At 60.5% G+C, this 22,159-nt stretch carries 26 protein-coding genes and 1 riboswitch; of the genes, 11 read left to right on the top strand and 15 right to left on the bottom strand.

Translation table 11 applies throughout. The annotated features are described in order from the left end of the window. Positions 1-8: 8 nt before the first annotated feature. Together ACGLWX_RS12915 and ACGLWX_RS12910 are read right to left on the bottom strand one after the other, a co-directional pair. On the bottom strand, positions 9-2,141 hold the full coding sequence (locus ACGLWX_RS12915; protein ID WP_396240195.1) for an acetate--CoA ligase family protein: 2,133 nt from the start codon (positions 2,139-2,141) through the stop codon (positions 9-11). Positions 2,142-2,146: 5 nt separating this feature from the next. Continuing rightward, on the bottom strand, positions 2,147-2,917 hold the full coding sequence (locus tag ACGLWX_RS12910; protein WP_396240193.1) for an enoyl-CoA hydratase/isomerase family protein: 771 nt from the start codon (positions 2,915-2,917) through the stop codon (positions 2,147-2,149). Positions 2,918-3,407: 490 nt separating this feature from the next. Between ACGLWX_RS12910 and ACGLWX_RS12905 the strand changes: the two genes are divergently transcribed. Further along, positions 3,408-4,394, top strand: coding sequence for a tripartite tricarboxylate transporter substrate binding protein (locus tag ACGLWX_RS12905; protein WP_396240191.1), 987 nt, complete (start codon positions 3,408-3,410; stop codon positions 4,392-4,394). Positions 4,395-4,459: 65 nt separating this feature from the next. Beyond that, positions 4,460-5,350 carry an SMP-30/gluconolactonase/LRE family protein gene (locus tag ACGLWX_RS12900; protein ID WP_396240189.1) on the top strand — a complete coding sequence of 297 codons (891 nt, stop codon included), beginning with the start codon at positions 4,460-4,462 and terminating at the stop codon, positions 5,348-5,350. 4 nt (positions 5,351-5,354) lie between these two features. On the opposite strand, the gene ACGLWX_RS12895 is transcribed toward ACGLWX_RS12900, so the two are convergent. Further along, complete coding sequence (locus ACGLWX_RS12895; protein WP_252105895.1) at positions 5,355-6,305, bottom strand: LysR family transcriptional regulator; 951 nt, start codon at positions 6,303-6,305, stop codon at positions 5,355-5,357. A 110-nt stretch (positions 6,306-6,415) separates the two neighbouring features. On the opposite strand from ACGLWX_RS12895, the gene ACGLWX_RS12890 reads away from it, so the two are divergent. The 3 genes from ACGLWX_RS12890 (at position 6,416) to ACGLWX_RS12880 (ending at position 9,150) form a co-directional block, all read left to right on the top strand. Then, on the top strand, positions 6,416-7,486 hold the full coding sequence (locus ACGLWX_RS12890) for an LLM class flavin-dependent oxidoreductase (RefSeq protein ID WP_252105894.1): 1,071 nt from the start codon (positions 6,416-6,418) through the stop codon (positions 7,484-7,486). A 23-nt stretch (positions 7,487-7,509) separates the two neighbouring features. Next, positions 7,510-8,316 carry a flavin reductase family protein gene (locus ACGLWX_RS12885; RefSeq protein ID WP_252105893.1) on the top strand — a complete coding sequence of 269 codons (807 nt, stop codon included), beginning with the start codon at positions 7,510-7,512 and terminating at the stop codon, positions 8,314-8,316. 168 nt (positions 8,317-8,484) lie between these two features. Next, positions 8,485-9,150: a cupin domain-containing protein gene (locus ACGLWX_RS12880; RefSeq protein WP_396240187.1), complete on the top strand. Its 666-nt coding sequence runs from the start codon at positions 8,485-8,487 to the stop codon at positions 9,148-9,150. A 3-nt stretch (positions 9,151-9,153) separates the two neighbouring features. Here ACGLWX_RS12880 and ACGLWX_RS12875 read toward each other — a convergent pair whose 3' ends face one another. Beyond that, positions 9,154-9,522, bottom strand: coding sequence for a DUF6164 family protein (locus ACGLWX_RS12875; protein WP_396240185.1), 369 nt, complete (start codon positions 9,520-9,522; stop codon positions 9,154-9,156). Between the two features lies 1 nt (position 9,523). Next, complete coding sequence (gene gloA / locus ACGLWX_RS12870; RefSeq protein ID WP_396240183.1) at positions 9,524-10,057, bottom strand: lactoylglutathione lyase; 534 nt, start codon at positions 10,055-10,057, stop codon at positions 9,524-9,526. Positions 10,058-10,222: 165 nt separating this feature from the next. Between gloA and ACGLWX_RS12865 the strand changes: the two genes are divergently transcribed. From ACGLWX_RS12865 to ACGLWX_RS12840, 6 genes are all read left to right on the top strand, one after another. Further along, positions 10,223-10,597: a DUF2237 family protein gene (locus ACGLWX_RS12865; protein ID WP_396240181.1), complete on the top strand. Its 375-nt coding sequence runs from the start codon at positions 10,223-10,225 to the stop codon at positions 10,595-10,597. A gap of 54 nt (positions 10,598-10,651) precedes the next feature. Beyond that, a riboswitch (TPP riboswitch) is annotated at positions 10,652-10,742 on the top strand. A 23-nt stretch (positions 10,743-10,765) separates the two neighbouring features. Further along, positions 10,766-11,593, top strand: coding sequence for a hydroxyethylthiazole kinase (gene thiM, locus ACGLWX_RS12860; protein ID WP_396240179.1), 828 nt, complete (start codon positions 10,766-10,768; stop codon positions 11,591-11,593). Next, positions 11,590-12,201, top strand: a complete 612-nt coding sequence (thiE, locus tag ACGLWX_RS12855; protein ID WP_396240177.1) for a thiamine phosphate synthase — start codon at positions 11,590-11,592, stop codon at positions 12,199-12,201. Before thiM ends, thiE begins: the two co-directional genes overlap by 4 nt. After that, entirely contained in the window at positions 12,198-13,124 is a 927-nt protein-coding gene (locus ACGLWX_RS12850) for a LysR substrate-binding domain-containing protein (RefSeq protein ID WP_396240175.1), read from the top strand. The genes thiE and ACGLWX_RS12850 overlap by 4 nt, the downstream gene beginning before the upstream one ends. An 85-nt stretch (positions 13,125-13,209) precedes the next feature. Beyond that, positions 13,210-13,626, top strand: coding sequence for a DoxX family protein (locus ACGLWX_RS12845; RefSeq protein ID WP_396240173.1), 417 nt, complete (start codon positions 13,210-13,212; stop codon positions 13,624-13,626). Between the two features lie 78 nt (positions 13,627-13,704). Beyond that, entirely contained in the window at positions 13,705-14,442 is a 738-nt protein-coding gene (locus ACGLWX_RS12840; RefSeq protein WP_396240171.1) for a DODA-type extradiol aromatic ring-opening family dioxygenase, read from the top strand. Between the two features lie 63 nt (positions 14,443-14,505). On the opposite strand, the gene ACGLWX_RS12835 is transcribed toward ACGLWX_RS12840, so the two are convergent. From ACGLWX_RS12835 to rplO, 10 genes are all read right to left on the bottom strand, one after another. Next, entirely contained in the window at positions 14,506-15,381 is an 876-nt protein-coding gene (locus ACGLWX_RS12835) for a DMT family transporter (RefSeq protein ID WP_396240169.1), read from the bottom strand. An 87-nt stretch (positions 15,382-15,468) separates the two neighbouring features. Then, a complete protein-coding gene (locus ACGLWX_RS12830) occupies positions 15,469-16,848 on the bottom strand; it encodes a serine hydrolase (protein WP_396240167.1) in 1,380 nt (459 codons plus the stop codon). 247 nt (positions 16,849-17,095) lie between these two features. Then, positions 17,096-17,482 carry a 50S ribosomal protein L17 gene (gene rplQ / locus ACGLWX_RS12825; protein WP_252105881.1) on the bottom strand — a complete coding sequence of 129 codons (387 nt, stop codon included), beginning with the start codon at positions 17,480-17,482 and terminating at the stop codon, positions 17,096-17,098. Positions 17,483-17,521: 39 nt separating this feature from the next. Continuing rightward, positions 17,522-18,517 (bottom strand): DNA-directed RNA polymerase subunit alpha, encoded by a 996-nt coding sequence (locus ACGLWX_RS12820; protein ID WP_252105880.1) that lies wholly within the window; start codon positions 18,515-18,517, stop codon positions 17,522-17,524. 123 nt (positions 18,518-18,640) lie between these two features. After that, positions 18,641-19,261, bottom strand: coding sequence for a 30S ribosomal protein S4 (gene rpsD / locus ACGLWX_RS12815; RefSeq protein WP_396240165.1), 621 nt, complete (start codon positions 19,259-19,261; stop codon positions 18,641-18,643). A gap of 12 nt (positions 19,262-19,273) precedes the next feature. Beyond that, entirely contained in the window at positions 19,274-19,660 is a 387-nt protein-coding gene (gene rpsK / locus ACGLWX_RS12810; RefSeq protein ID WP_009099028.1) for a 30S ribosomal protein S11, read from the bottom strand. A gap of 56 nt (positions 19,661-19,716) precedes the next feature. Further along, a complete protein-coding gene (gene rpsM / locus ACGLWX_RS12805; protein WP_252105878.1) occupies positions 19,717-20,073 on the bottom strand; it encodes a 30S ribosomal protein S13 in 357 nt (118 codons plus the stop codon). A 124-nt stretch (positions 20,074-20,197) separates the two neighbouring features. After that, positions 20,198-20,311: a 50S ribosomal protein L36 gene (gene rpmJ, locus ACGLWX_RS12800; RefSeq protein ID WP_031384759.1), complete on the bottom strand. Its 114-nt coding sequence runs from the start codon at positions 20,309-20,311 to the stop codon at positions 20,198-20,200. A gap of 79 nt (positions 20,312-20,390) precedes the next feature. Further along, a complete protein-coding gene (secY, locus tag ACGLWX_RS12795) occupies positions 20,391-21,722 on the bottom strand; it encodes a preprotein translocase subunit SecY (RefSeq protein ID WP_252105877.1) in 1,332 nt (443 codons plus the stop codon). Further along, a complete protein-coding gene (gene rplO, locus ACGLWX_RS12790) occupies positions 21,723-22,157 on the bottom strand; it encodes a 50S ribosomal protein L15 (RefSeq protein ID WP_252105876.1) in 435 nt (144 codons plus the stop codon). Between the last annotated feature and the right edge of the window lie 2 nt (positions 22,158-22,159).

The raw sequence follows: 22,159 nt of genomic DNA, 5'->3' as shown, positions 1-22,159 counted from the left end.
CCAGATGGCTAACGTTGTGATTGTGCCGGTACCATCAGCGTATCCAGCGCGATGATGCCGGCGCCCTGGGGATACACGAGGACAGGATTGATATCGATTTCGGCAACCGTTTCTTCGTGCCGGCAGGCAAACTCCGACAACACCACAAGCGCTTGGGCGACAGCATCGACATCGGCCTTGGGCTTGCCGCGCGCTCCATCCAGGATGGGATAGAGCTTGAGAGAGCGAATCATGCTCCGGGCCTCATCGAACGAGACCGGGGCCACCTGAACCGCGACATCCTGGAGGATTTCAGCGAACACGCCGCCGGTTCCGACCATCACCACCGGGCCGAAGACTGGGTCCTTCGATACGCCCATGATCAACTCCGTGCCCGGTTTGGCCATGGGTGTCACCAGCACGCCGTCGATCTGCGCGGAAGGGGCGTAAGCGCGCGCGCTCTCGAGCATCTGGGCATACGCATCGCGTACCGCCTGCTCGGAGGCAAGATCGAGCGCCACGCCGCCTGCCTCGGTCTTGTGGGTAATGTCCGGCGATATGATCTTGAGCACCACGGGCAGGCCCATACCCCGGGCAAGCTCCACCGCTTGCTCGCTGGAGTTCGCTATCTTCTCCTCGAGCACCGGGATACCCAGCTGGCTCAGCGCTTTCTTCGCTTCTGCCTCGTTTCTGAACACGGCCGGATCGACAGGCTCGATGGGACCGTCATAGACCGGCGGCGCCGACAGTTCGGCCACCCGAGCCAAGCGCACCAGGCCGTCGATGCCGCTTGCCGCCGCATCGATCGTGCCAAAGACCGGAATGCCCAGCGCGTTGACCTCGGCCACCGCGTCGCTCGGACCTTCACTTACCACCATCAGCAGCTTGTCGGGGTGGGCCTCGCGGATCTGCTTGAGCGCGTCCATGTAGATGCCACGTAGCCGGCTGTTATAGAGCGACAGCGATAAAAACAGCAGCGTGGCGTCGGTATTGGGTTCTTCCAGCAGCGCTGAGAGCATCTTGAAGAGAATGGCGGGGTCGCTCGACATCTGGGCCGAAGCATCCACGGGGTTATGGGTGCCGGCCATGGGTACGGCCTCCTGAATGCGCGCCCGAGTGGTCTCGCTCAGCGCTGGCAAGACCAAGCCCGCCTTCGTCGCCGCATCCGCCATCATGATGCCAAAGCCGCCCGAGGCAGCGACCAGCGTTACTCTCGGCCCCTTGGGCAAGCGCGCGGTACCCAGCAGCGACGCCGATTGGCCCATGTCGAGCAGCGCCTCGATCGAGTGCACCCGGACGACGCCGTGACGGCGAAAAACGGCGTCGATGACGCTGTCCGAGCCGGCCAGCGCTCCGGTATGCGAGGCGGCGGCGGCTTGGCCGACATCGGTCGAGCCGATCTTCAAGACGATGACGGGCTTGCCTTGACGGCGAGCCATGTCCAGCGCCTCGGTTAGCCGGCCGGCATCGCGGCAGGTCTCCATGCAGCAGAGGATGATCTGAGTGACGTCGTCCTGGGCAAGCGCCGCGATGCCGTCGGCTACATCCACGTCCGCTTCGTTACCGGTGGCCATGAAGCGGCTGATGCCCAACCCCCGGCGCGACACGTTCTGCATGAGAAAGCTGCCGACATTTCCGGATTGGGAAACGATGCCCACATTGCCCGGCAGCGGCATGTTCTCTTCCAGTACGATGGTGAACGAGCCGATGACCCGGTCGACCACGTTGACCACCCCCAGACAGTTAGGCCCCAGCAAACGGATGCCGTTTTCACGAGCAAGGGTAGTGAGCCTTTCCTGCAGCGCCGCCCCTGCGTCGTCCTTTTCCGCGAACCCCGCGGACAGCACCACGACGGCGCGCACGCCGACAGCGGCACACTCCTCGAGCGCCGCCAGCGTGTGCTCCGAGGAAACGGCGAGCACGGCAAGCTCCGGCACACCGGGCAGTTCTTTTAAAGAGGGATAGGCGGGCAGCCCCTGAACCTGGCTGCGCCCGGGGTTGACCGGGTAAATAGCCCCGTCATAGCCGTACTTGCTGAGCAGATGGACGGGGCGCCCGCCGATCTTGTTGATATCGTTGCTGGCACCGACGATGGCGATGCCGCGCGCGTTGAAAAACGATTCGATGCCCATGCCGGGCGTTTGCATGGAAGTATTCGACATGGCGATCAGCGTCCTTTGAAGACGGGTTCACGCTTTTCCAGAAAGGCCATGCGCGCTTCACGGGCATCGTCGGTCCTGGCCAGCGCCATGGTGAAGTCCTGCTCGAAGCGATACGCATCCCGTTGCGGCATGAGCTCCACCATATTGGCGGCGCGCTTGGCGTAGATAGTGGCCAGCGGCGCCTTGGAGGCGATCTCTTTGGCAAGTTCCATGACCACTGGTAACAGCTCTTCGGCGGGCAGAGCGTCTTCGATGACACCCTTACGCAGCAGCTCTTGAGCGGTCAGTCGCTGGCCGGTAAAGAACATACGTCGCATGGTCGAGCGTCCGAACAGCGTGCGCAGCATGGCCGCGCCGCCGGCAAGCCCAACGTTGATCTCGGGCATACCGAAGGTGGCGTTATCGGAGGCGTAAAGGATATCGCAGGCCGCCATCAACCCCATGCCAGCACCCAAGGCGGTGCCGTTGACGGCAGCAACGACGGGCTTTGAGCATTCGCGGATGGCATTGGTCGTTTCGCGAGTGATGCGGTTGTGCTCGAGAAAGTCGCCGGGAATGTCCTGGTCCGGACGCTCCTTGAGGTCGGCGCCGGCACAGAATACGCGGCCGGCGCCGGTGAGAACCGCACACCGAATGTCGTCACGAGCCGATATTTCATCGAAGGTGGCAACGATCTGTCGGCGCATTTCGCGGCTGAGGGCATTGACCGGTTGACGGTCCATCGTCACCACTGCGACGCGATCAACCACCTGTAATTTAACTACTTCTTCCACCATGGCATTTCCTCCTGATGACACTGGCCACCTGAGGTCAAAGCGCTGGATAAACCGCGGGTCAGATATCGCATCGTGACGGTAAGGGCTACACAGCTTTGACAGAGGCCAGCTTTTTATATTTGTCGGATAGAGGCTGCTTACCCGTCTCTAATAGCTCCGGATACTAGTACGTTTCTTTGGTACCGGTACAACCGCACCAGCAGCGTGCACGACCGTCGTGGAAGTGATCGATTTTTCGAAAAGTGCGCGAGTTAAAATTAAGTTACAAATATCAAGATGTTGATATTAAAATTATTTTTTAAATATTGGCTGGGCATCAAAATAGTGCACTAAGCGCCTGATAGTGAACGATTTGGTTAATACAGTTCTGCATGCGGCGCCAGCAATCCAGCTCGATTCAGTACGTTACACTGCAAACGTCACCGCCTCGACCGGGCGCGGTGGCCCCCTTTTCCAAAAAAAACAAGACGCCAATGCCAGGAGAATTTTCATGATAAAAACCATCGGCAAAACGTTTTTGGGTAGCATCGCCGCCACGATGACGATCGCCACACTGCCAGCCCTATTCGTATCTACCGCTCACGCCGACGACGACTCCATTCGCATCATCGTGCCCTACACAGCCGGCGGATCTTATGATGCGTACGCCCGCACACTGGCCACCGGGATGTCCGAAAGCCTTGATCGCCAAGTGCTCGTCGAGAACAAGCCCGGTGGCAACGGCATCATTGCCGCCACTTACGTCGCCAACGCCGACCCTGACGGCACCACCCTACTGATGGGCGGCACGGGCCCGATATCGCTCAACATCATGCTGCGCCCTGCGCTGCCCTACAGCTTCGATAGTTTCGAACCCGTATCGCTGCTCTTCAGTGGCCCCATGAGTATCACGGTGCCGACCGTTGCGGGTATCGAGAGCATTGATGAGCTAGTGGAGTTCGCCAATGCATCAAATTCGCCCATTCGCTACGGCACGATGGGGCCGGGTAGTGCGACCGACCTGTACGGGCGCCTGCTGATGGAAGAACTCGGTATCGAAGGAGTAGGAGTGGCCTATAACGGTATGCCTGCTTCGATCATCGATCTGATCGCAGGCCAGGCCGAGCTGACGTTCTCGGCGCCTCAAGGTATTCAGGAGTACGAAAAGAGCGGTGAGGTGAAAATGTTGGCGTTGAGCACCAGCGAGCGCGACGAGCGTTTTCCGGATACGCCAAGCGTTGTGGAGCTTGGCTATCCTGAGCTAGTGCTCTCTTACTGGGGCGGCTTTTTAGCACCCAGCGGCACGCCGCAGGATGTCGTCGACGAGCTGGCCGAGGCGGCCGTCGAGGCGGCCCATTCCGAAGAGTTCGCAACGCTCATCGAAAACCAGGGCAATAACCTTAGCGCCGAGGGCTCGGAAGGCATGGCGAATCAGCTGGAAACGGATCGTCAGACCTGGGGCAGCATCATCGAAACGAACAACATCGTTCTCAATTAAGCCAAGCGATCGGGGGTGTGGCGCCACGACTCAGAGGGGCGCCACTTTATTGCCAGATGAACAACATGACCCACACGCTTGAGATTAAAGCTTTCGAATGTGTATCGGCGGATCTGGGCGAATGCCCAATCTGGGACGCCCGATCGCAGCATCTGTGGATGATGGACTGCCGAAAGGGGCGCATCTTCGAAATCGACACATGCGCGGACACGTGCATGTCCTGGTCGGTTCCCGCACCCGCGGGCGCCTTCGCGATCAATGAAGACGGCAAGCTTCTGGTGGCGCTGAAGGAGCAACTTGTGCTTCTCGAACGAACGTCGGGTGGTTTGAAAACGTTGGCAAAGCTACCCGAAAGCCATAAACACCTGCGGTTCAACGATGGCGTTGCCTTGGACGACGGCGGTTTTCTGGTGGGCACGATGCACATTCATCGTAAAGAACACGAACCTCCCAAAGGCGGGATCTTCCGTCTTGACTGCGATGGCACGTTCTCGAAGGTCGGTCCCGCCTGTGGCGTTGCCAACGGCCCGAACCTTGGCCCGTTCGATCAGCGTCTTTACATCGCTGACAGCGCCTGTCGACGCATCGATAGCTTTGCCGTCAGCGACCGGTTTGAATTGACTGATCAGCGCCTGTTCGTTGACACCGATACGCTGGGCTCAGCGCCCGACGGCTGCTGCTTCGACAGCCAAGGCGGGCTCTGGAGCGCCCTAGTACGTGCCGGGGCGGTCGTGCGCTTCGATCAAAGAGGCGACGTCAGCCACCGAATCGACCTGCCCGTATCACACCCCTCTTCACTCTGTTTCGGCGGGCCCGATGGCGATGATCTGTTCGTGACCTCCATCCGTAACAGCGAACGTATAACGGGCGATGGCCCGTTGGATGGCAAGGTACTGCAGATAAAAGGAGTAGGTTTTACCGGCCTTCCCCGCCCGAGGTGTCGCATCGATATTTGATGCGCTACTGCTTCTCGCGGCGGATCAGCGAAAAGCGGCCATCCTTGGTGGAAACCTTCGAAGCGACGAAATCGAGAAACAAACGTGTTTTCTTGGGAATGACCGGCGTATCCAGAATCGTGGCATAGATGCCCTTGTCGAAATCCGTGTTCGTGACCTGATAATCGGGCAGCAGGCGCACGAGCCTGCCGCTCTCGATATCGTTATAAACCGTATAGTCCTCGAGTAGCGCCACCCCCTCTCCTCTCACCGCCAGCTCGCGCAGGGCGATACCGTTGTTGATCAGGTAGCGCGGCGATATCTCGATCTCTTCGTTGTAATCGCCTTTTTTGAAGTGCCAAGTGTGGCGATGCCCAGGCAAACGATAGACCAGACACTGATGGTCCGTTATCTGCTCGGGCCTTTCCAGAGGCGCCTTGTGGTCGAGATGGCGGCTTTCGAGATAGGCGGGTGAGGCCACCAGATGCTGCTGACTGATGAACAGGATTCGCCGCTTGACGCTGGCCTCCGCTGGCGGCGAGACCCGAAAATCGATATCGATCTGCTGCTCGCGAAGATCGATTTTAGCCTCGCCCAACGTCAGCTCGACCGTGATGTCCGGGTATTCACTTCGAAACCTGGCGATCAATGGCGTCAGTACGCCGATGCCGAACATCGTGCGGGAATGCACCTTCAGTACCCCGCGAGGTGACGAGCTGATGGCGGTGATACTGTTTTGCGCCTCCTCCAGCATCCAGAGCAGTCCGTCGAGCTGCTGAGCGTACTCCTTGCCGGCTTCCGTCAGCACGACTTGCCGAGTAGAGCGCTGCAGAAGCGTCACGCCCAGACTGCTCTCGAAATTGGTGATCATGCGCGAGACCGAGGTGGCCGACACCCCGAAAAGACGGGCAGTTTCTGTGAAGCTGTGCGTTCGAGAAATTGAAAGGAAAAGCTCCATCGCTCGCAAACGATCCATGATTACTCCAAAAAACGCAAAACAGAAACAATCTTTATCGATATTCTAAAGTACCGGCGAGAGCCCTTACGATTCCAGGTTCATGCATATAACAAATAGGTTAACACACCATGGAATTTGGCGTTTTTCTACTCGCACAACAGCGTGGCTATCACCAGACCTCCCATGAGGTGATTCAGAACTCCGTTGAGCAGACGGTCGCCGCGGAACAGGCCGGCTTCAACACGGCCTGGTATGCAGAGCACCATTTCAACAACTACTCACTTTCACCCTCGCCGCTGATGACTATCGCCCACTGCGCGGCGAAGACCGAGCGGATTCGGCTGGGCTCTGCCGTCTGCATCCTGCCGCTTTATCATCCGTCGCGCTTTCTGGCCGAGGTAGGCTTCGTTGACTCGGTTTCCAACGGCCGGCTGGAACTGGGCATCGGCTCCGGGTATCAGCAGTTCGAGTTCGAGCGTTTCGATGTCGAGCTCGAGGATGCCGGCAAGATCTACAACGAATTCCTGGACATCATTCCCAAGGGTCTGACGCAGGATATCTTCGAGTACGAAGGCGAATTTTTAAAGATTCCGCCGAGCTCGATTGCAGTACGCTGTAAGCAGGATCCGATGCCGCCGCTTTGGATCACCTCGGGCAACCCCAACACCCTGGGCCGCGCGGTACGAGAAGGTCATAACCTGTTCACGACGTCGCTGCTCAACGGCACCGACGCCATCCAGGGATTGCGCAGCAAGCTCGAGGGCATCGCCGAAAAAGAGAACAAGGATCTGGACGACGACGTCAAGTTCGGCTTTCTGCGCTGCGGCTTCGCCTCCGACAACAACGCCGACATCGAGGCCTACCTGAGCAACGCGCGTTTCCAGCGCCGTATTTCCGAGAGCCTGAAATACCGCCGCGCCCAATCCGATGACGGCTACATGATCAAGGAAGTACCGTCGGAAACCGATCTGAGCTTCGATCAGATGCGCAAAAACCTGCCCGTCGGCTCGGTCAATCAGGTCATCGACAAACTGCTCGAAGAAGTGACCATCCTCAAGCCCAAGCACTTCGCGCTGCAGACCCAGCTGGGTGACTGCGATCAGAAGACCATGCTCAAGCAGATCGAGGTGTGGGGCGAGCACATCATTCCCGCAGTGCGTAAAGAGCTGGAACGAAACGAACAGACAACCGTCGCTTAAGCATCCTTGCGGAGGGCTAGATCATGCGTATTCACCTGACCAATCTCGGTGCCGTTACCCTGCTGGAGCCTAATAATTTTCGCCAGCTCGACGTGCTCATCGACCCGCAGCCAGAAGAGCAGCTCCATCAGGCGGTGGCTCGAATCGGCACTTGGGGGGAAGACGATCACATCTGGCTCTCCCCTTCCGTCATGCGGTTTATGTCCGACCACGGGGGCGAACCCGCTTGGGAAGCCGGCTTTGCTAAAATGCTGGCCTACGCCGACGAGCACGACTGGGTCAACGCGGAAGGCAACGTCCGCGCCCACCTGGTTTACAGCGACTCTGACGAGGTCGTGACCCAGGACGAGTTCAAGGCGGCCATGCGTGCGCTGCCGGCCGGCGTTAGCGCCATCTCGACCGGCCGTGGTGACGACGTAGCAGGCATGATCGTCTCGAGTCTGACGTCGATCTCTGCCGAGCCCCCGCTGATCGGTTTCTTCGTCCACGAGAACTCCTCGATGATGGAGCACCTGCTGGCCAACGGCACCTTCGTTGCTAATGTATTGGGGTCTTGTCACACCTCATTGATGGCCTCCTTCCTGTCCGAACAGCAGGGTCCGGCGCGCTTTAAACACGGCGACTGGCAGTTGGGAAGCGAACGCCCGCCGGTGCTGACCGACGCCCTGGCCAGTATCGAGTGCGACATCGTCAACACAACGATTTTGGGCACCCATCGCCTATTCGTTGGCAAGATTCGCAAATCGACCGTGAAGGAAAAAGAGCCGATGGTGCACTTCAATGCATGCACCTACCGTTTGCAAAACCATGAAGAAAAAGCCATCGCTTAATCTCTCGCGCCAGTTGCCCCCTTTCGACCGCCTTATGGCGGTCTTTTCGTGATCCCCTCCCAGCAACCGGATTGTCGCCCCCTGCACGCTCGTCCATGCGCTGGGGCGTTGCATTTTGGCCGGGGTATGAGGAGACTGACGCCTCCTGCCCCTGTAAAGAGTTTTTCCATGCGTCTGAACGCCGATTTCTCTCAATTTGCCTGTGTGACACCTACGGCGTATGCCTGGGTCGACTCCCCCAGCGCCGGGGTACAGCGCATGATGCTGGATCGTATCGGTGACGAGGTCGCCCGGGCCACGAGCCTGGTGCGCTACGCGCCTCATAGCCAGTTCGAGCGCCACGTGCACGGCGGCGGTGAGGAGATTCTGGTGCTGGAGGGGGTATTTGGCGACGAACACGGCCGCTACCCGGCGGGCAGCTATCTGCGCAACCCGATCGGTACCGACCACGCGCCGCAAATCGGCGAAGAGGGCGCGCTGATTCTGGTCAAGCTCCACCAGTTCGAGCATACCGATACGCTCAAGATCGCGGTGCCCGCTCACCGCCTGCCTTGGCAGCCGGACCAGCGCGAAGGCGTGGTCTACAAGATGCTGCACACCCACGGCCAGGAGCGGGTGAGCCTGGAGAAGTGGGACGCGGGCGTCGTCTCCCGCTACCCGCAGCTCAGCAAGGGGCTGGAGATTTTCGTGCTGGAAGGCTCGCTGTGGGAAGGCGACACCGAGTACCCGACGGGGAGCTGGTGTCGCTATCCTTATGGCGCCCTGCCCACGCTCGAAGCCGGCGCCAGCGGCGTTCGGCTCTATCTCAAGCGCGGGCATCTCTCGGCGGCGTAGCGCTCAAGGCGCGCCAAGCCCTGCAAACGGCAGCAGGGTCAGCAGCGCAATCAGCAGCACTGCGACGATAGTCAGCACCACCTGAATCGGGTGGGCCAGAAAGCGCCGCCAGAGCGTGGGCGCCTCGCCCCGGGCTTTGGCACTCTCGAACGCCGCGCGTTCGCGCTGCTGGCGCCGTTGCTGATACTCGGCCAGTGTCGCCTCGGCGGCCTCGCGCTGGCTCGCATCGCGCAGCCAGATCGCATCGACCCCAAGACGGAAAAAGCCGGCATTGGTCTCGTAAACGTCGAAGCCGTGCTCTTGTAGCAGCTCTCGCACCTCCAGCGCCTCTTCATCGGTGACGTGGCGCAGGCGAAACAGCAGGTGCGCCACCCTAGTCGCCCATACCGGCCAACAGATCGGCCTGCACCACCTCGATCCAGTAGCCGTCCGGGTCCTTGACGAAGATGACGTCCTTCATTTTGCCCTGATCGGCGCGCTTGACGAAGGTGACCTCGCACACATCAAACCAGGCTTGGGCGGCGTTGAGATCCGGCACGCTAAAGCAGATATGCCCGAACCCCTGGGGCTCGGCGTTGCCGTCGTGGTAGGCGAAATCCGCCTGCTCTTCTGTGCCCCAGTTGTGGGTCAGCTCCAACAGCCCTTTCTGAGCGAAGGTCCAGGCGGTGCGCTCGCGGGTATCCTCCGGGACTTGCTCGCCCTGCTCGACGTTGGCGAGAAAGTAGAGCGAAAACTGCATCTCCTCGAAATCGAGCCGGCGCAGCACGCGCATGCCGAACACGCGTGAGTAGAACGCCAGCGCCGTTTCCGGGTCCTTAACGCGCAGCATGGTGTGGTTCAAACGAAACCCTTGGGTGTTGGCCGGGGGGGCGACTACGCCGGGATGCTGCTCACCTTTAAAACTCATGAAATGCTCCTTTAGGGCCGATAAACTTTGACGAAACCGATGCCGTGTACAAGTATGTACTCTACTTGATACAGGTATGACGCGCATTTACCCCTATCAACCACATCCATACTTAACAATGAGGTCGGTGGTTTGATAATTCCAGCCCCGGCTTCCGGAGGCATCATGTCTCGTGACCGTAACGTTTTAGGTGAGCCCTTGACGCCCTGCTGCCACAGCCCTAAAACCGGTTTCTATCGCGACGGTTTTTGCCGTGTCGGCCCTGACGATGCCAGTGTGCACTCCGTGTGCGCCATCGTCACCGAAGAGTTTCTCGCTTTCTCCCAGGCCCAGGGTAACGACCTGGTGACGCCGCGCCCGGAGTTCGGCTTTCCAGGACTCGCTCCCGGTGATCGCTGGTGTTTGTGCGCCAAGCGCTGGCTGGAGGCATCAGAAGTGGGCCTGGCGCCGCCGGTGATACTTTCCGGCACCAACCAGAAAACGCTCGATATCATTCCGCTGGTCACACTCCAGCAGCACGCCATGGACGCGGTCCACTAACCGATTCGATCAGGCTCGGCGGCTTTACAAGCCGCCGCCGTATCCGGATAGTAACACTTACGACAGGGGCGCCCGATTGGGCTGAGATGCACCCTTTGAACCTGAACCGGATAGTACCGGCGTAGGGAGTCGTGGTGCCCGCACCACCTCTCTCGCCGGGAGGATGTGATGACCCTACCCCCTCTTGGTAACTACCTTGGCGCGCTGCGCGAAAGTACCCCGCTCGTTCACTGCATGACCAACTTTGTCGCCATGAACTCCAGCGCGAACCTGGTACTGGCCGTTGGCGCGTCGCCGGCGATGATTCACGCGATCGAAGAGGCGCCGGCGTTCACCGAACTTGCCGGGGCACTGTCGATCAACATCGGCACCATTTCACCGAGCTGGGCCGAGGCGATGCTGGCCTGCGCCGACGTAGCGAAACGCCGTTCGATCCCTTGGGTGCTGGACCCGGTGGCGGTGGGCGCGACCGCCTACCGCCGCGCGCTTTGCGAACAGCTGCTGGCGCTCGAGCCCACGGTGATTCGTGCCAACGCCTCGGAAGTACTGGCGCTTGCCGGGCTTGAAAGCCAAGGGCGCGGCGTGGACGCCGCCGTCACTGCTCACGACGCTGAGGCGGCTGCCGTGGCGCTCGCCCAACGCCAGCGCTGCGTGGTGGCGATGACCGGCGAGCGCGATGTCGTCACCGACGGGACGCGCCTGCTCCATATCGATGGCGGCCACGCCCTGATGCCGCGCGTTACCACCCTGGGCTGCGGGCTTAGCGCCATCGTGGCAGGCTTCCTCGCGACCAGCCCAAACGCCGCGCTTGAGGCGAGCACGGCAGCCCTTGCCGCCTTCGCCGAGGCCGGGCGGGAGGCCGGCGAGCGGGCTCGAGGCCCGGGCAGCTTTCAGGTTGAGCTGATCGACGCGCTCTACCGGCTCACGCCAGAGGCGCTCTCCCGGGCGGCATCGACGTGCGTGACGCTCAAGGGCAGCGAAGGAGGCCAACCGTGACGCTCGATCTTTCGCTTTATCTGGTGACCGACGCCGTGCTTTGTCGTGACTACGGGCTCGAGCGTACCGTCGAGGCCGCGGTGCGCGGCGGGGTGAGCGTGGTGCAGCTTCGCGACAAGCACGCCAGTGACGCCGCCATGATCGACGAAGCCAAGCGCCTGAAGGCGCTGCTGGCCGGCACCGGCGTGCCGCTGATCATCAACGACCGACTTACCGTAGCGCTCGAAAGCGGTGCCGACGGCCTGCACGTGGGCCAAAGCGACGCCGCCGCGCTAGAGGCCCGCCAGATGCTGGGCCCTGAGGCGATCATCGGGCTTTCGATCAATACCCTCACGGAGCTCGAGCGCGCGCCGCTCGAAGCGCTAAGCTACTTCGGCCTCGGCCCGGTGTTTGCCACCGCCAGCAAGAGCGATCACGCCGCCCCGTTGGGCTGGAATGGGCTGGCAGAACTTGCCCGCGCCAGCCGCCTGCCGACGGTGGCGATCGGCGGGCTCAAGGCGGAACACGTTGACGACGTGCTCGCCGCCGGCGCCAACGGATTGGCGGTGATATCCGCGATTTGCGGCACGCCGGACCCTTGCCTTGCCGCGAAGGTGTTCAAGCGGTGAAGCATCAGCTCGAGCATATCAGCGCCTTTGTGAAGGTGGCGGAGCTTGGCAGCTACACCCGCGCCGCCGAGGCGCTGGATCTCTCCCGTACCCGGCTCTCGCGTCAGGTGATGGCGCTGGAAGAGACGCTCGGCGTACGGCTTCTACAGCGCACCACCCGCCGCATTCACCTGACGCCGGAAGGCGAGCGCTACCTGGCCCACGCCCAATCGATACTGCGCGCGCTGGATGATGCGGCAAGCGACGTGGGCAGCACCACCCAAGCAGTGCGCGGTGAAATGCGCATCAACGCGCCGATGAGCTTCGGCGTGCGCTATCTGGCGCCGCTGGTGGCGAACTTCATGACCGAGCATCCCGAGCTCGAGGTGCGTCTGGATCTCAACGACCGCCGGGTGGATCTCATCGAAGAGGGGTACGACGTGGCGATCCGCATCGGCCAGCTGGCGGATTCGAACCTGATCGCGCGGCGCCTCACTCGGTGTCGGATGCTGTTTTGCGCCTCGCCGGACTATCTCGAGCGCTGGGGCACGCCTGAAAGCCTGGCAGACCTGGCAAATCATCACTGCCTTCGCTATCGAAGCGGCCAGGCCAGCGCCGACTGGGTGCTGGGTAACGCGACCACGCTGACCCCACAGGGCCCGCTTGAAAGCAACAACGGCGACGTCCTGACCCACATGGCAGAGGCCGGGCTCGGTATCGCCCAGCAGCCAAGCTTTCTGGTCACCGAGAGCATTCTGGCGGGCCGGCTGGTGCCGCTTCTGACCGACCAGCCGCCGGTCACGCTCGATATTCACGCCCTTTATATGGCAAGGCGCTATCTTCCGGCCAAGGTCGAGCGCTTCGTCGCCCGGCTGCAGCAGGCCTGGGGCGACCCGCCCTGCTGGGAAGAGGCCATGGGATTGTCGCGAGTGACGCAACAGTGAAGTGAAAAACGCGCAGATTATCTTCTATTTCGACCGCGCTAAAGTATCTCCATCGGCAACTTCCTGCCCCTTTGGAGAGACACTCATGAACACCGCTCAACCGACAGCCACCAATACCTTCCAACCCCACGCCACAACGCTGCTGCGCGTATCGCTCGGCGTCATGGCGCTGGCCCACGGCCTTTTGAAAGTGCTGGTATTCACCCTTCCCGGCACGGTGGCCTACTTCGAATCGCTGGGGCTGCCCGGCTTTCTGGCCTACCTCACCATCGCCGGTGAAATCGGCGGCGGCCTGGCGCTGATCCTGGGCGCTTATACCCGCTGGGTGAGCCTGGCAATGATTCCGCTGCTGCTGGGAGCGGCCTCGGTTCACCTGGGTAACGGCTGGATGTTCTCCAACGCTGGCGGCGGCTGGGAATTCCCGGTCTTCTGGGCCGTCGCGCTGCTGGTACAGGCAGGGCTGGGCGGCGGACGTTTCAGCCTGACCGAACGCACTCGCTGATTACGTCACGACATCCATTTCATTTCACAGCGTTCCTGCCGGCCCCTCATTGGTGGGGCCTTTGAAAGGAGATCGACCATGCTACCTAGCCTGTTTATTTCCCACGGCTCTCCGATGCTTGCGCTTAACGCCACGCCCGCGCACCGCTTTCTGCGCGGGCTCGGGCAAACGCTGACGCCCAAAGCGGTCATCGTCATCTCCGCCCACTGGGAGAGTCTAACGCTCAAGGTCAGCCAGAGTGCCTGGCCGGAAACCATTCACGACTTCGGCGGCTTTCCCCGCGAGCTGTTCGATTGCCAGTATCCTGCCCCAGGCGAGCCGGCACTGGCCAAGCGGCTGGGTGCCCTACTGGGTGCGGATATCGTCGATCGGGGCTTGGATCACGGCGCTTGGGTGCCGCTGTCACTGATGTTCCCAAACGCCGACGTTCCGGTCGTCTCGATGTCGCTGCCGCTTCGCTGGTCGAGCGAAAAGCTGACAGCGCTGGGTGAACAGCTCGCCCCGCTGCGCGAAGAGGGCGTATTGATCGTGGGCTCGGGCAGTCTGACTCACAATCTTTACGAAACCCTGCCGATGGGCAGCAAAATGCCGCCTTGGGTTGGCGAGTTTTCCGACTGGGTGAACACCCAGTTCGAAGCGAACAATCGCGACGCGCTGCTGGCGTGGCAAAGCGCCCCGCAAGCGCAGCGCAATCACCCTACACCGGAACATTTCCTTCCCCTGCTGGTGGCCATGGGGGCCGGCGGCGATGCCAAGCAGCTTCACCACAGCGTGGAGCACGGCGTGCTGGCGATGGACGTTTACGCCTTCGACTAAACGCTCGCCCCAATCGCCGTCAGGTTTTGAGCAAACCTTCTTCGTCCCATTTCATGATAGGGCTCACGCCGTCGGACGGCGCTTAAGCGTCGTGCGGCGGTCGTGATAAGCGATCCAGAGCCCGCTCGCCATGATCAGCGCGCTGCCGATCCATACCCAGCGATCCGGAAGCTCGCCCCAGAACCACCACCCCAACAGCACCGCCCACAAAAGCGCCGTATAGTCGAAGGGGGCGGCAATCGCCGCCGGGGCACTTCGAAACGCCAGCGTAATGAACGCGGTCGCCGCGACCCCCAGCACGCCGGAGGCCAAAAAGCCCAGCCAGTGAAGCGGCTCTGGCGTCGTCCACACAAAGGGCACCGTGGCGCCGGTGAGCACCATCGGTACCAGCGTCATGTAGAACACCAGCGCCCAAAAGGACTCCCGCGAGCCATAGCGCCGCGCGGTGATCATCGTCAGAGCGTAGAACAGCGCGGCACCGATCAATACCAACGCGCCGAGGTGGAAGGCATCGCCGCCAGGACGCACCACGACCAGCACGCCGGCAAAGCCCAGTAGCGATGCGGCGAGCACCGGGCGGTCGATGCGCTCGCCCAACAGTGGCACCGACAAGAGCGTGACGAACAGCGGCGCGATAAAAGCAATCGCCGTGGCTTCCGCCAATGGCATGAGAATCAGGCCGATGATGAAACAGGTCATGGTGGCGGTGTGGAACAGCCCGCGCAGCAGATGCACCCCCGGGCGACGCGTGGCGAGCTTTCTCAGCCCGCCGGCGAAATGGGCGAGCAGCGCGATGAGCGGCAGTGACACCAGCGTGCGAAAAAAGATGATCTGAAACGGTGAGTGGGTTTCGCCCAGCCATTTGGAGACGGCGTCGCCGAGTGCCAGAAATAGCACCCCGATACACATGCTCAATATCCCTTTCAGCGACGTCGACACGGCAATTTGCCCTCCCACGCGGTTCTGGCCGCGCAAACAAAAAAGGCCCCGCCGACCGACGTCAGCGGGGCCACTTTTCTAACCGTTCTAAAGGCTCGCGTTGACCACCATGCAGTCCATGCCGCGGGCATGGAGCGTCTGACAGGCAGCGATGGCGCGCGCTTCGTCGAGCGCGACCACGCGGGCGCGAAACACTGGCGTTTGGCCGTCGATGGTATCCACCGCAACGCGACCGCCGACGTTATTGGGCAGATGCTGGGCGGCCTGACGGGCAAGCTGCTCGGCATGGCTTGCCTGGCTGAACGCGCCGACCTGGATACCCCAGCCGCCGCTTCCTGCCACGGCCAGTGCCGGGGCGCTAATGCCTTGTTGCTCGTTGATCAGCGCGCGTAGCGGGTCGCGCGGTGCGGCTTCCGGCGAGGGACGGGCGGGTTGGGCAACCGGTGCCGCGGTAGGCGCCCTGTTGGCCCCAGCGGTAGCCGAAGGTGACATCGTGGTGGTATCGATATTGGCCAGAATCGGCGAAGGCGGCGTGCTCGGCGGCGGGGAACTCAAGGGCACCGGCGCCTGGCCAAAGGTCATGAACTCGCGAGAGAAGTTGGTATCAGCCATCCAGCTGGTATTGTCGCGCAGCCGGGCGCGGGCGAAGCTGCGATCAAGCAGATCCGCCATGTGCTCATCGCGAGACGAGGAGCTGAAACCGCCCATCACTACGGCGATCATCCGACGGCCGTCGTGCACCGCGGTGGTCGCTACGTTAAAGCCGGAAGCGCGAATGAAGCCGGTTTTCAGACCGTCGGCGCCGGGGTAGTCGCGCACCAGTCGGTTATGGCTGGTATGGCGTGTCCCCTTGTAGCTGAACTCCTGTAGGCCGAAATAGTGATAGTACTGGGGAAAATCCTGCATCACGCGGGTCGACAGGATCAACATGTCGCGGGCGGTCGTGATCTGGCCGCTGTCCGGCAGGCCCGAGGCGTTGCGAAAGGTGGTGTTGTTCATGCCCAGCTCGCGCGCCTTGGCCGTCATCAGGCTGGCAAAGCGCTGCTCGCTGCCGCCGAGCGCTTCGGCCACCACCACGGCCACGTCGTTAGCCGAACGCACGGTCAATGCACGAATGGCCGTATCCAGGTCGATGGTGCTACCTGCCGAGAGCCAAAGCTTGGTGGCGGGCATGGCGGAGGCCTGGGCGGAAACCGCCAGCGGCTGGTTGAAGCTCAGCTCACCGCGCTCGACCGCTTCCAGCGCGAGGTAAATGGTCATCATCTTGGTGAGTGAGGCGGGATAGCGCGGGGCATCGGCATTTTCCGAGTAAAGCACTTCGCCGTTTTCCAGGTCGACCACGATGCCCGCGTAGCGGGGATTGCCGTCGGCCTGTGCACTGCTTCCCAGTACCAGCACCATGATGGTCACGGCGCACACAAGCCACCACCGCAGGGCGGTGTGTGAAGTCACGTCCCTCGCTGCCATACTTGCCCCTTTCAATCGCCTTGAGTTGTCCAGAAACCACCTTACGCGGCCTTCGCCCCAAGCGCTCAGGTTAGCACGTCGAGGGCCGCAGTAAACGACTTCTAAAACCGGAAAAACGCGTTTTCCCAGGTTCAAATATAAAAAAACCGACCCCGGAGGGTCGGTTTTCGCTGTGTCTTGAGAGCCAGTGCGCCAAGGATTGCCTTGACGTCTGGCTTTCAAACGCGGCGTAGCCTGTATGGGCGTCTTACTCTTCCGCGGCGGCGTCTTCGATCGCCGGGCGGTCGACCAGCTCAACGTACGCCATGGGCGCGTTGTCACCGGGACGGAAGCCACACTTGAGAATACGGATGTAGCCACCCGGACGCTCGGCGTAACGCGGACCCAGTTCGTTGAACAGTTTGCCGACCGCGTCTTTGGAACGGGTGCGGGCAAACGCCAGACGACGGTTCGCGACGCTGTCCTGCTTGGCCAGAGTGATCAGCGGCTCGATGACGCGACGCAGCTCTTTGGCTTTGGGCAGGGTTGTCTTGATTACTTCGTGCTCGACCAGCGACACGGACATGTTCTTGAACATGGCATGGCGGTGCGAGCTATTGCGGTTTAATTGACGACCACTCTTACGATGACGCATGGTTGTGATTCCTTACCAAACTGGGACTCAAGTCGACGCTTACGCGGAGGCCTTGTCGTCCTTCAGGCTCGCGGGTGGCCAGTTCTCCAGCCGCATGCCAAGGGAAAGACCGCGCGCTGCCAAAACATCCTTGATTTCATTCAAGGACTTTTTACCGAGGTTCGGGGTCTTCAACAGCTCCACTTCCGTGCGCTGGATCAGATCACCGATATAGTAAATATTCTCGGCTTTCAGGCAGTTCGCGCTGCGAACGGTCAACTCAAGATCGTCTACGGGGCGCAACAGGATCGGATCGATATGATCCTCTTCCTCTTCGACTTCCTGTTCCTTATCGGCTTCCAGGTCGACGAAGGCGGCCAGCTGCTCTTGCAGGATGGTCGCACTGCGGCGGATAGCCTCTTCCGGATCCAGAGTACCGTCGGTTTCCAGATCGATAATCAGCTTATCGAGGTCGGTGCGCTGCTCGACACGAGCGGCTTCGACCGAGTAGGAAACGCGGCGGACAGGGCTGAAGGTGGCATCCAGCTGCAGGCGACCGATCGCGCGGGTCTCTTCATCGGAGCCACGAGCGTCAGCCGGTTCGTAACCACGACCCAGCGCCACCTTGAGCTGAATTTTCAGCTCGGCACCTTCATTGACGTGAGCAATGACGTGATCCGGGTTGACGATTTCGACGCTATGATCAAGCGCAATGTCGCCAGCGGTGACGACGGCCGGGCCCTGCTTGTTCAGCGAGAGCACCGCCTCATCGCGGCTGTGCATCTTGATCGCAACATCTTTCAAGTTCAGGAGGATCTCAATGACATCTTCCTGCACCCCTTCGAGGGCACTGTATTCGTGCTCGACACCTGCGATCTCGGCCTCTACCACGGCGGCGCCGGGCATGGACGAAAGCAGAATGCGACGCAGTGCATTCCCCAGGGTGTGGCCAAAGCCGCGCTCGAACGGTTCGAGAACGATTCTGGCATGATGTGCGCTGATTTCTTCGACCTTGATGTCGCGCGGGCGAAGAAACTCTGTCACTGAACGCTGCATATGAACACCTTTCAGGCTGCCAAACGGATACTGAGTACTCTAGAGCGTGTACTCAAGAGCATCCGGGCGAAGCGGATGACCGCCCGCCCGGGCTTCAAGAAGCAGATTTGCCAAGCAAACGGCTTACTTGGAGTACAGCTCGACGATCAGGTTTTCGTTGATGTCGGCAGTCAGGTCACCGCGTTCAGGCAGAGCCTTGAAAGTGCCTTCCATCTTCTTGGCGTCGATATCGATCCAGGCGATGTCGCCACGGTTGGCCGCAATGGTCAACGAGTGTTGAATACGCGCCTGGTTCTTCGCCTTTTCACGGACGGTGATGACGTCACCCGGCTTCACTTTATAGGAAGCCACGTTGACGCTACGACCGTTAACGGCGATCGCCTTGTGGCTCACCAGCTGACGCGCTTCAGAGCGAGTCGAGCCAAAGCCCATGCGGTAGACGACGTTGTCCAGTCGGGATTCGAGCAACTGCAGAAGGACTTCGCCGGTCGCGCCTTTCAGGCGAGCGGCTTCCTTGTAGTAGTTGCGGAACTGCTTTTCGAGTACGCCATACATACGGCGTACTTTCTGCTTCTCGCGAAGCTGCAAGCCGTAGTCGGAAAGACGCTGACGACGCTGGCCGTGTACACCCGGGATCTGCTCGGATTTACACTTTTTCTCGAAGGGGGTAACGCCGCTCTTCAAAAAGAGGTCGGTACCTTCACGACGAGAAAGTTTGCACTTCGGTCCAATATAACGAGCCATGAATCTTTCTCCTTAAACGCGGCGTTTCTTAGGCGGACGGCAGCCATTATGGGGAATGGGCGTCGCGTCTACGATGCTTTGCACGCGGAAGCCGGCGGCGTTGAGTGCACGCACGGCGGATTCACGGCCGGGACCGGGGCCCTTGACCAGCACGTCTACGTTTTTCACACCATACTCGGCTGCAGCAGTTGCTGCACGTTCACTTGCCACTTGAGCAGCGAACGGGGTGCTCTTGCGAGAACCACGAAAACCCGAACCACCGGCAGTTGCCCAGGAAAGAGCATTGCCCTGGCGGTCTGTGATCGTCACGATCGTGTTGTTAAAAGAAGCGTGGATATGCGCAACGGCGTCCACTACCTGCTTTTTAACCTTTTTACGGTTACTACGCGGGTTAGCCATGTTGATGTCTATTCCTGTCTTAACGCTGACTCTCTATCTATAAGAGAGCCTGCGTGTTATTTGCGGATCGGCTTACGCGGGCCCTTACGGGTACGCGCATTAGTCTTGGTCCGCTGACCACGCAGCGGAAGACTACGACGATGACGCAGACCACGGTAGCAACCCAAGTCCATGAGACGCTTAATGTTAAGCGTGACATCACGACGAAGGTCGCCTTCTACGGTGTATTTGCCAACTTCAGAACGCAGGGTGTCGACTTCTTCAGCAGACAGGTCCTGGATCTTGGCATTATGGGCGATGCCGGCAGCGTCACAGATGTGAGCGGCGCGGGTACGGCCAATCCCGAAGATATAGGTCAGCGAGATCGCCGCATGCTTGTTGTCCGGGATATTGACGCCTGCAATACGGGCCATCAGCTTACTCCGAAATTTGAGCGGCTTGCTCGTTTGTTCATCTTTAAAAGGCGCAACAGCATACCCCTTTCATTGCCCGAAGACAAGGGGTATGCCGGCGCCCGCTTTAATACAGCGCGGGGTATTAGCCCTGACGCTGCTTGTGCCGCGGTTCGGTGCAAATAACGCGCACGGCGCCATTGCGACGAATGATTTTGCAGTTACGGCACATCTTCTTTACGGAAGCTCGAACTTTCATCGTTCTTTCTCCAAAAACGGCTCGCGGCACGCCCGGCGCCTGGCACACACGTGTTGGCCAGACATTTGGGAGGCAGCGCTTAACGCGCTATACCGCCGCTACCGTAGCCTTTCAGGTTGGACTTCTTCATCACCGAGTCATATTGATGCGACATGAGATGCGACTGCACCTGGGCCATGAAGTCCATGATGACCACTACCACGATCAGAAGGGACGTGCCGCCAAAGAAGAACGGAACGTTCCATGCAACGATCAGGAACTGGGGCATCAGGGAAACTGCAGTGATATACAGGGCACCGAACAACGTGAGACGTGTCATCACCTTGTCGATATAGCGAGCGGTCTGCTCGCCGGGGCGAATACCCGGCAAAAACGCGCCTGACTTTTTCAGATTGTCAGCCACATCCTTGGGGTTGAAGACCAGCGCTGTGTAAAAGAAGCAGAAGAATACCACTGCCGCCGCAAAAAGCAAGATGTAGAGCGGCTGGCCGGGGCCGAGCGCCTGCGAGGCTCGCTGCAGCCACTCCATCCCTTCTCCGGCACCCACCCACTGACCGATCGACGCCGGAAAGAGGAGGATACTGGAGGCGAAGATCGCCGGGATGACCCCGGCCATATTCACCTTCAGGGGCAGATAGCTGCTTTGACCCGCATACATCTTGTTACCAACCTGACGCCGCGGGTAGTTCACCTTGAGGCGGCGTTGGCCGCGCTCGATGAACACCACGAACGCCACGGTGGCGATCCCTAGCACTGACAGCGCTAACAGCGGAAGAACATTCCAGGCCCCTTCGTTGCGGGCAAGCTCGAAAGCCTGACCCACGGCGCTGGGTAGCCCGGCGACGATCCCGGCGAAGATCAGCAGCGAAATACCGTTGCCGATCCCCTTCTCGGTGATCTGCTCACCTAGCCACATCATAAACACCGCACCGGAGACGAAGGTCACCACGGCGGTGAAGTAGAAGCTAAAGTCAGCGCTGTAAGCGATGCCTTGGCTAGCCAGGCCCACGGACATACCGGTGGCCTGGACAAACGCCAGTATCACCGTGCCGTAGCGGGTGTACTGACTGATCTTTCGGCGGCCGGACTCGCCCTCTTTCTTGAGCTGCTCAAGCTGAGGGGAGACCGCGGTCATGAGCTGCATGATGATCGACGCCGAGATGTAGGGCATGATGCCCAAGGCGAGAACACTCATGCGCTCCAGCGCACCACCCGAGAACATGTTGAACATGCCCAGGATGGTGCCCTGCTGCTCCCTAAACAAGGCAGCAAGCTGGTCAGGATTGATACCGGGAACGGGGATATGGGCACCGATACGGTACACCACGATGGCGAGGAGCACGAAGCGCAAACGCGCCCACAGTTCACTCAGACCGCTGCCCGTCGCCGGCATGTTTCCTGACTTGGCCATTTAGTCCTCTACCTTGCCGCCAGCGGCTGCGATCGCGTCACGGGCACCCTTGGTGACCTTGAGACCGCGAACGGTAACCGCCTTGTTCAAATCGCCGGAAAGGATGATCTTCGCAAACTGCGTCGAGTCCTTCAGCACGTTGGCCTGCTTCAAGGTCTCGAGAGTGACTTCGTCACCCGCGACCTTGGCAAGCTCGGCCAGGCGTACTTCTTCAGAGACCAGCGACTTCGCCGACGTGAAGCCGAACTTCGGCAGACGGCGTTGCAGCGGCATCTGACCGCCTTCGAAACCGGGCTTGACGCTGCCGCCACTGCGCGATTTCTGACCTTTGTGGCCACGGCCACCGGTCTTACCCAGACCGGAACCGATACCACGACCCACGCGCTTTTCAGCGTGTTTTGAGCCCGGAGCCGGGCTTAAGGTATTAAGTTTCATGG

The organism is Halomonas sp. HMF6819 (assembly GCF_044335525.1).
Lineage (GTDB): Bacteria > Pseudomonadota > Gammaproteobacteria > Pseudomonadales > Halomonadaceae > Vreelandella.
This window is presented reverse-complemented; position numbering and strand designations above follow the sequence as displayed.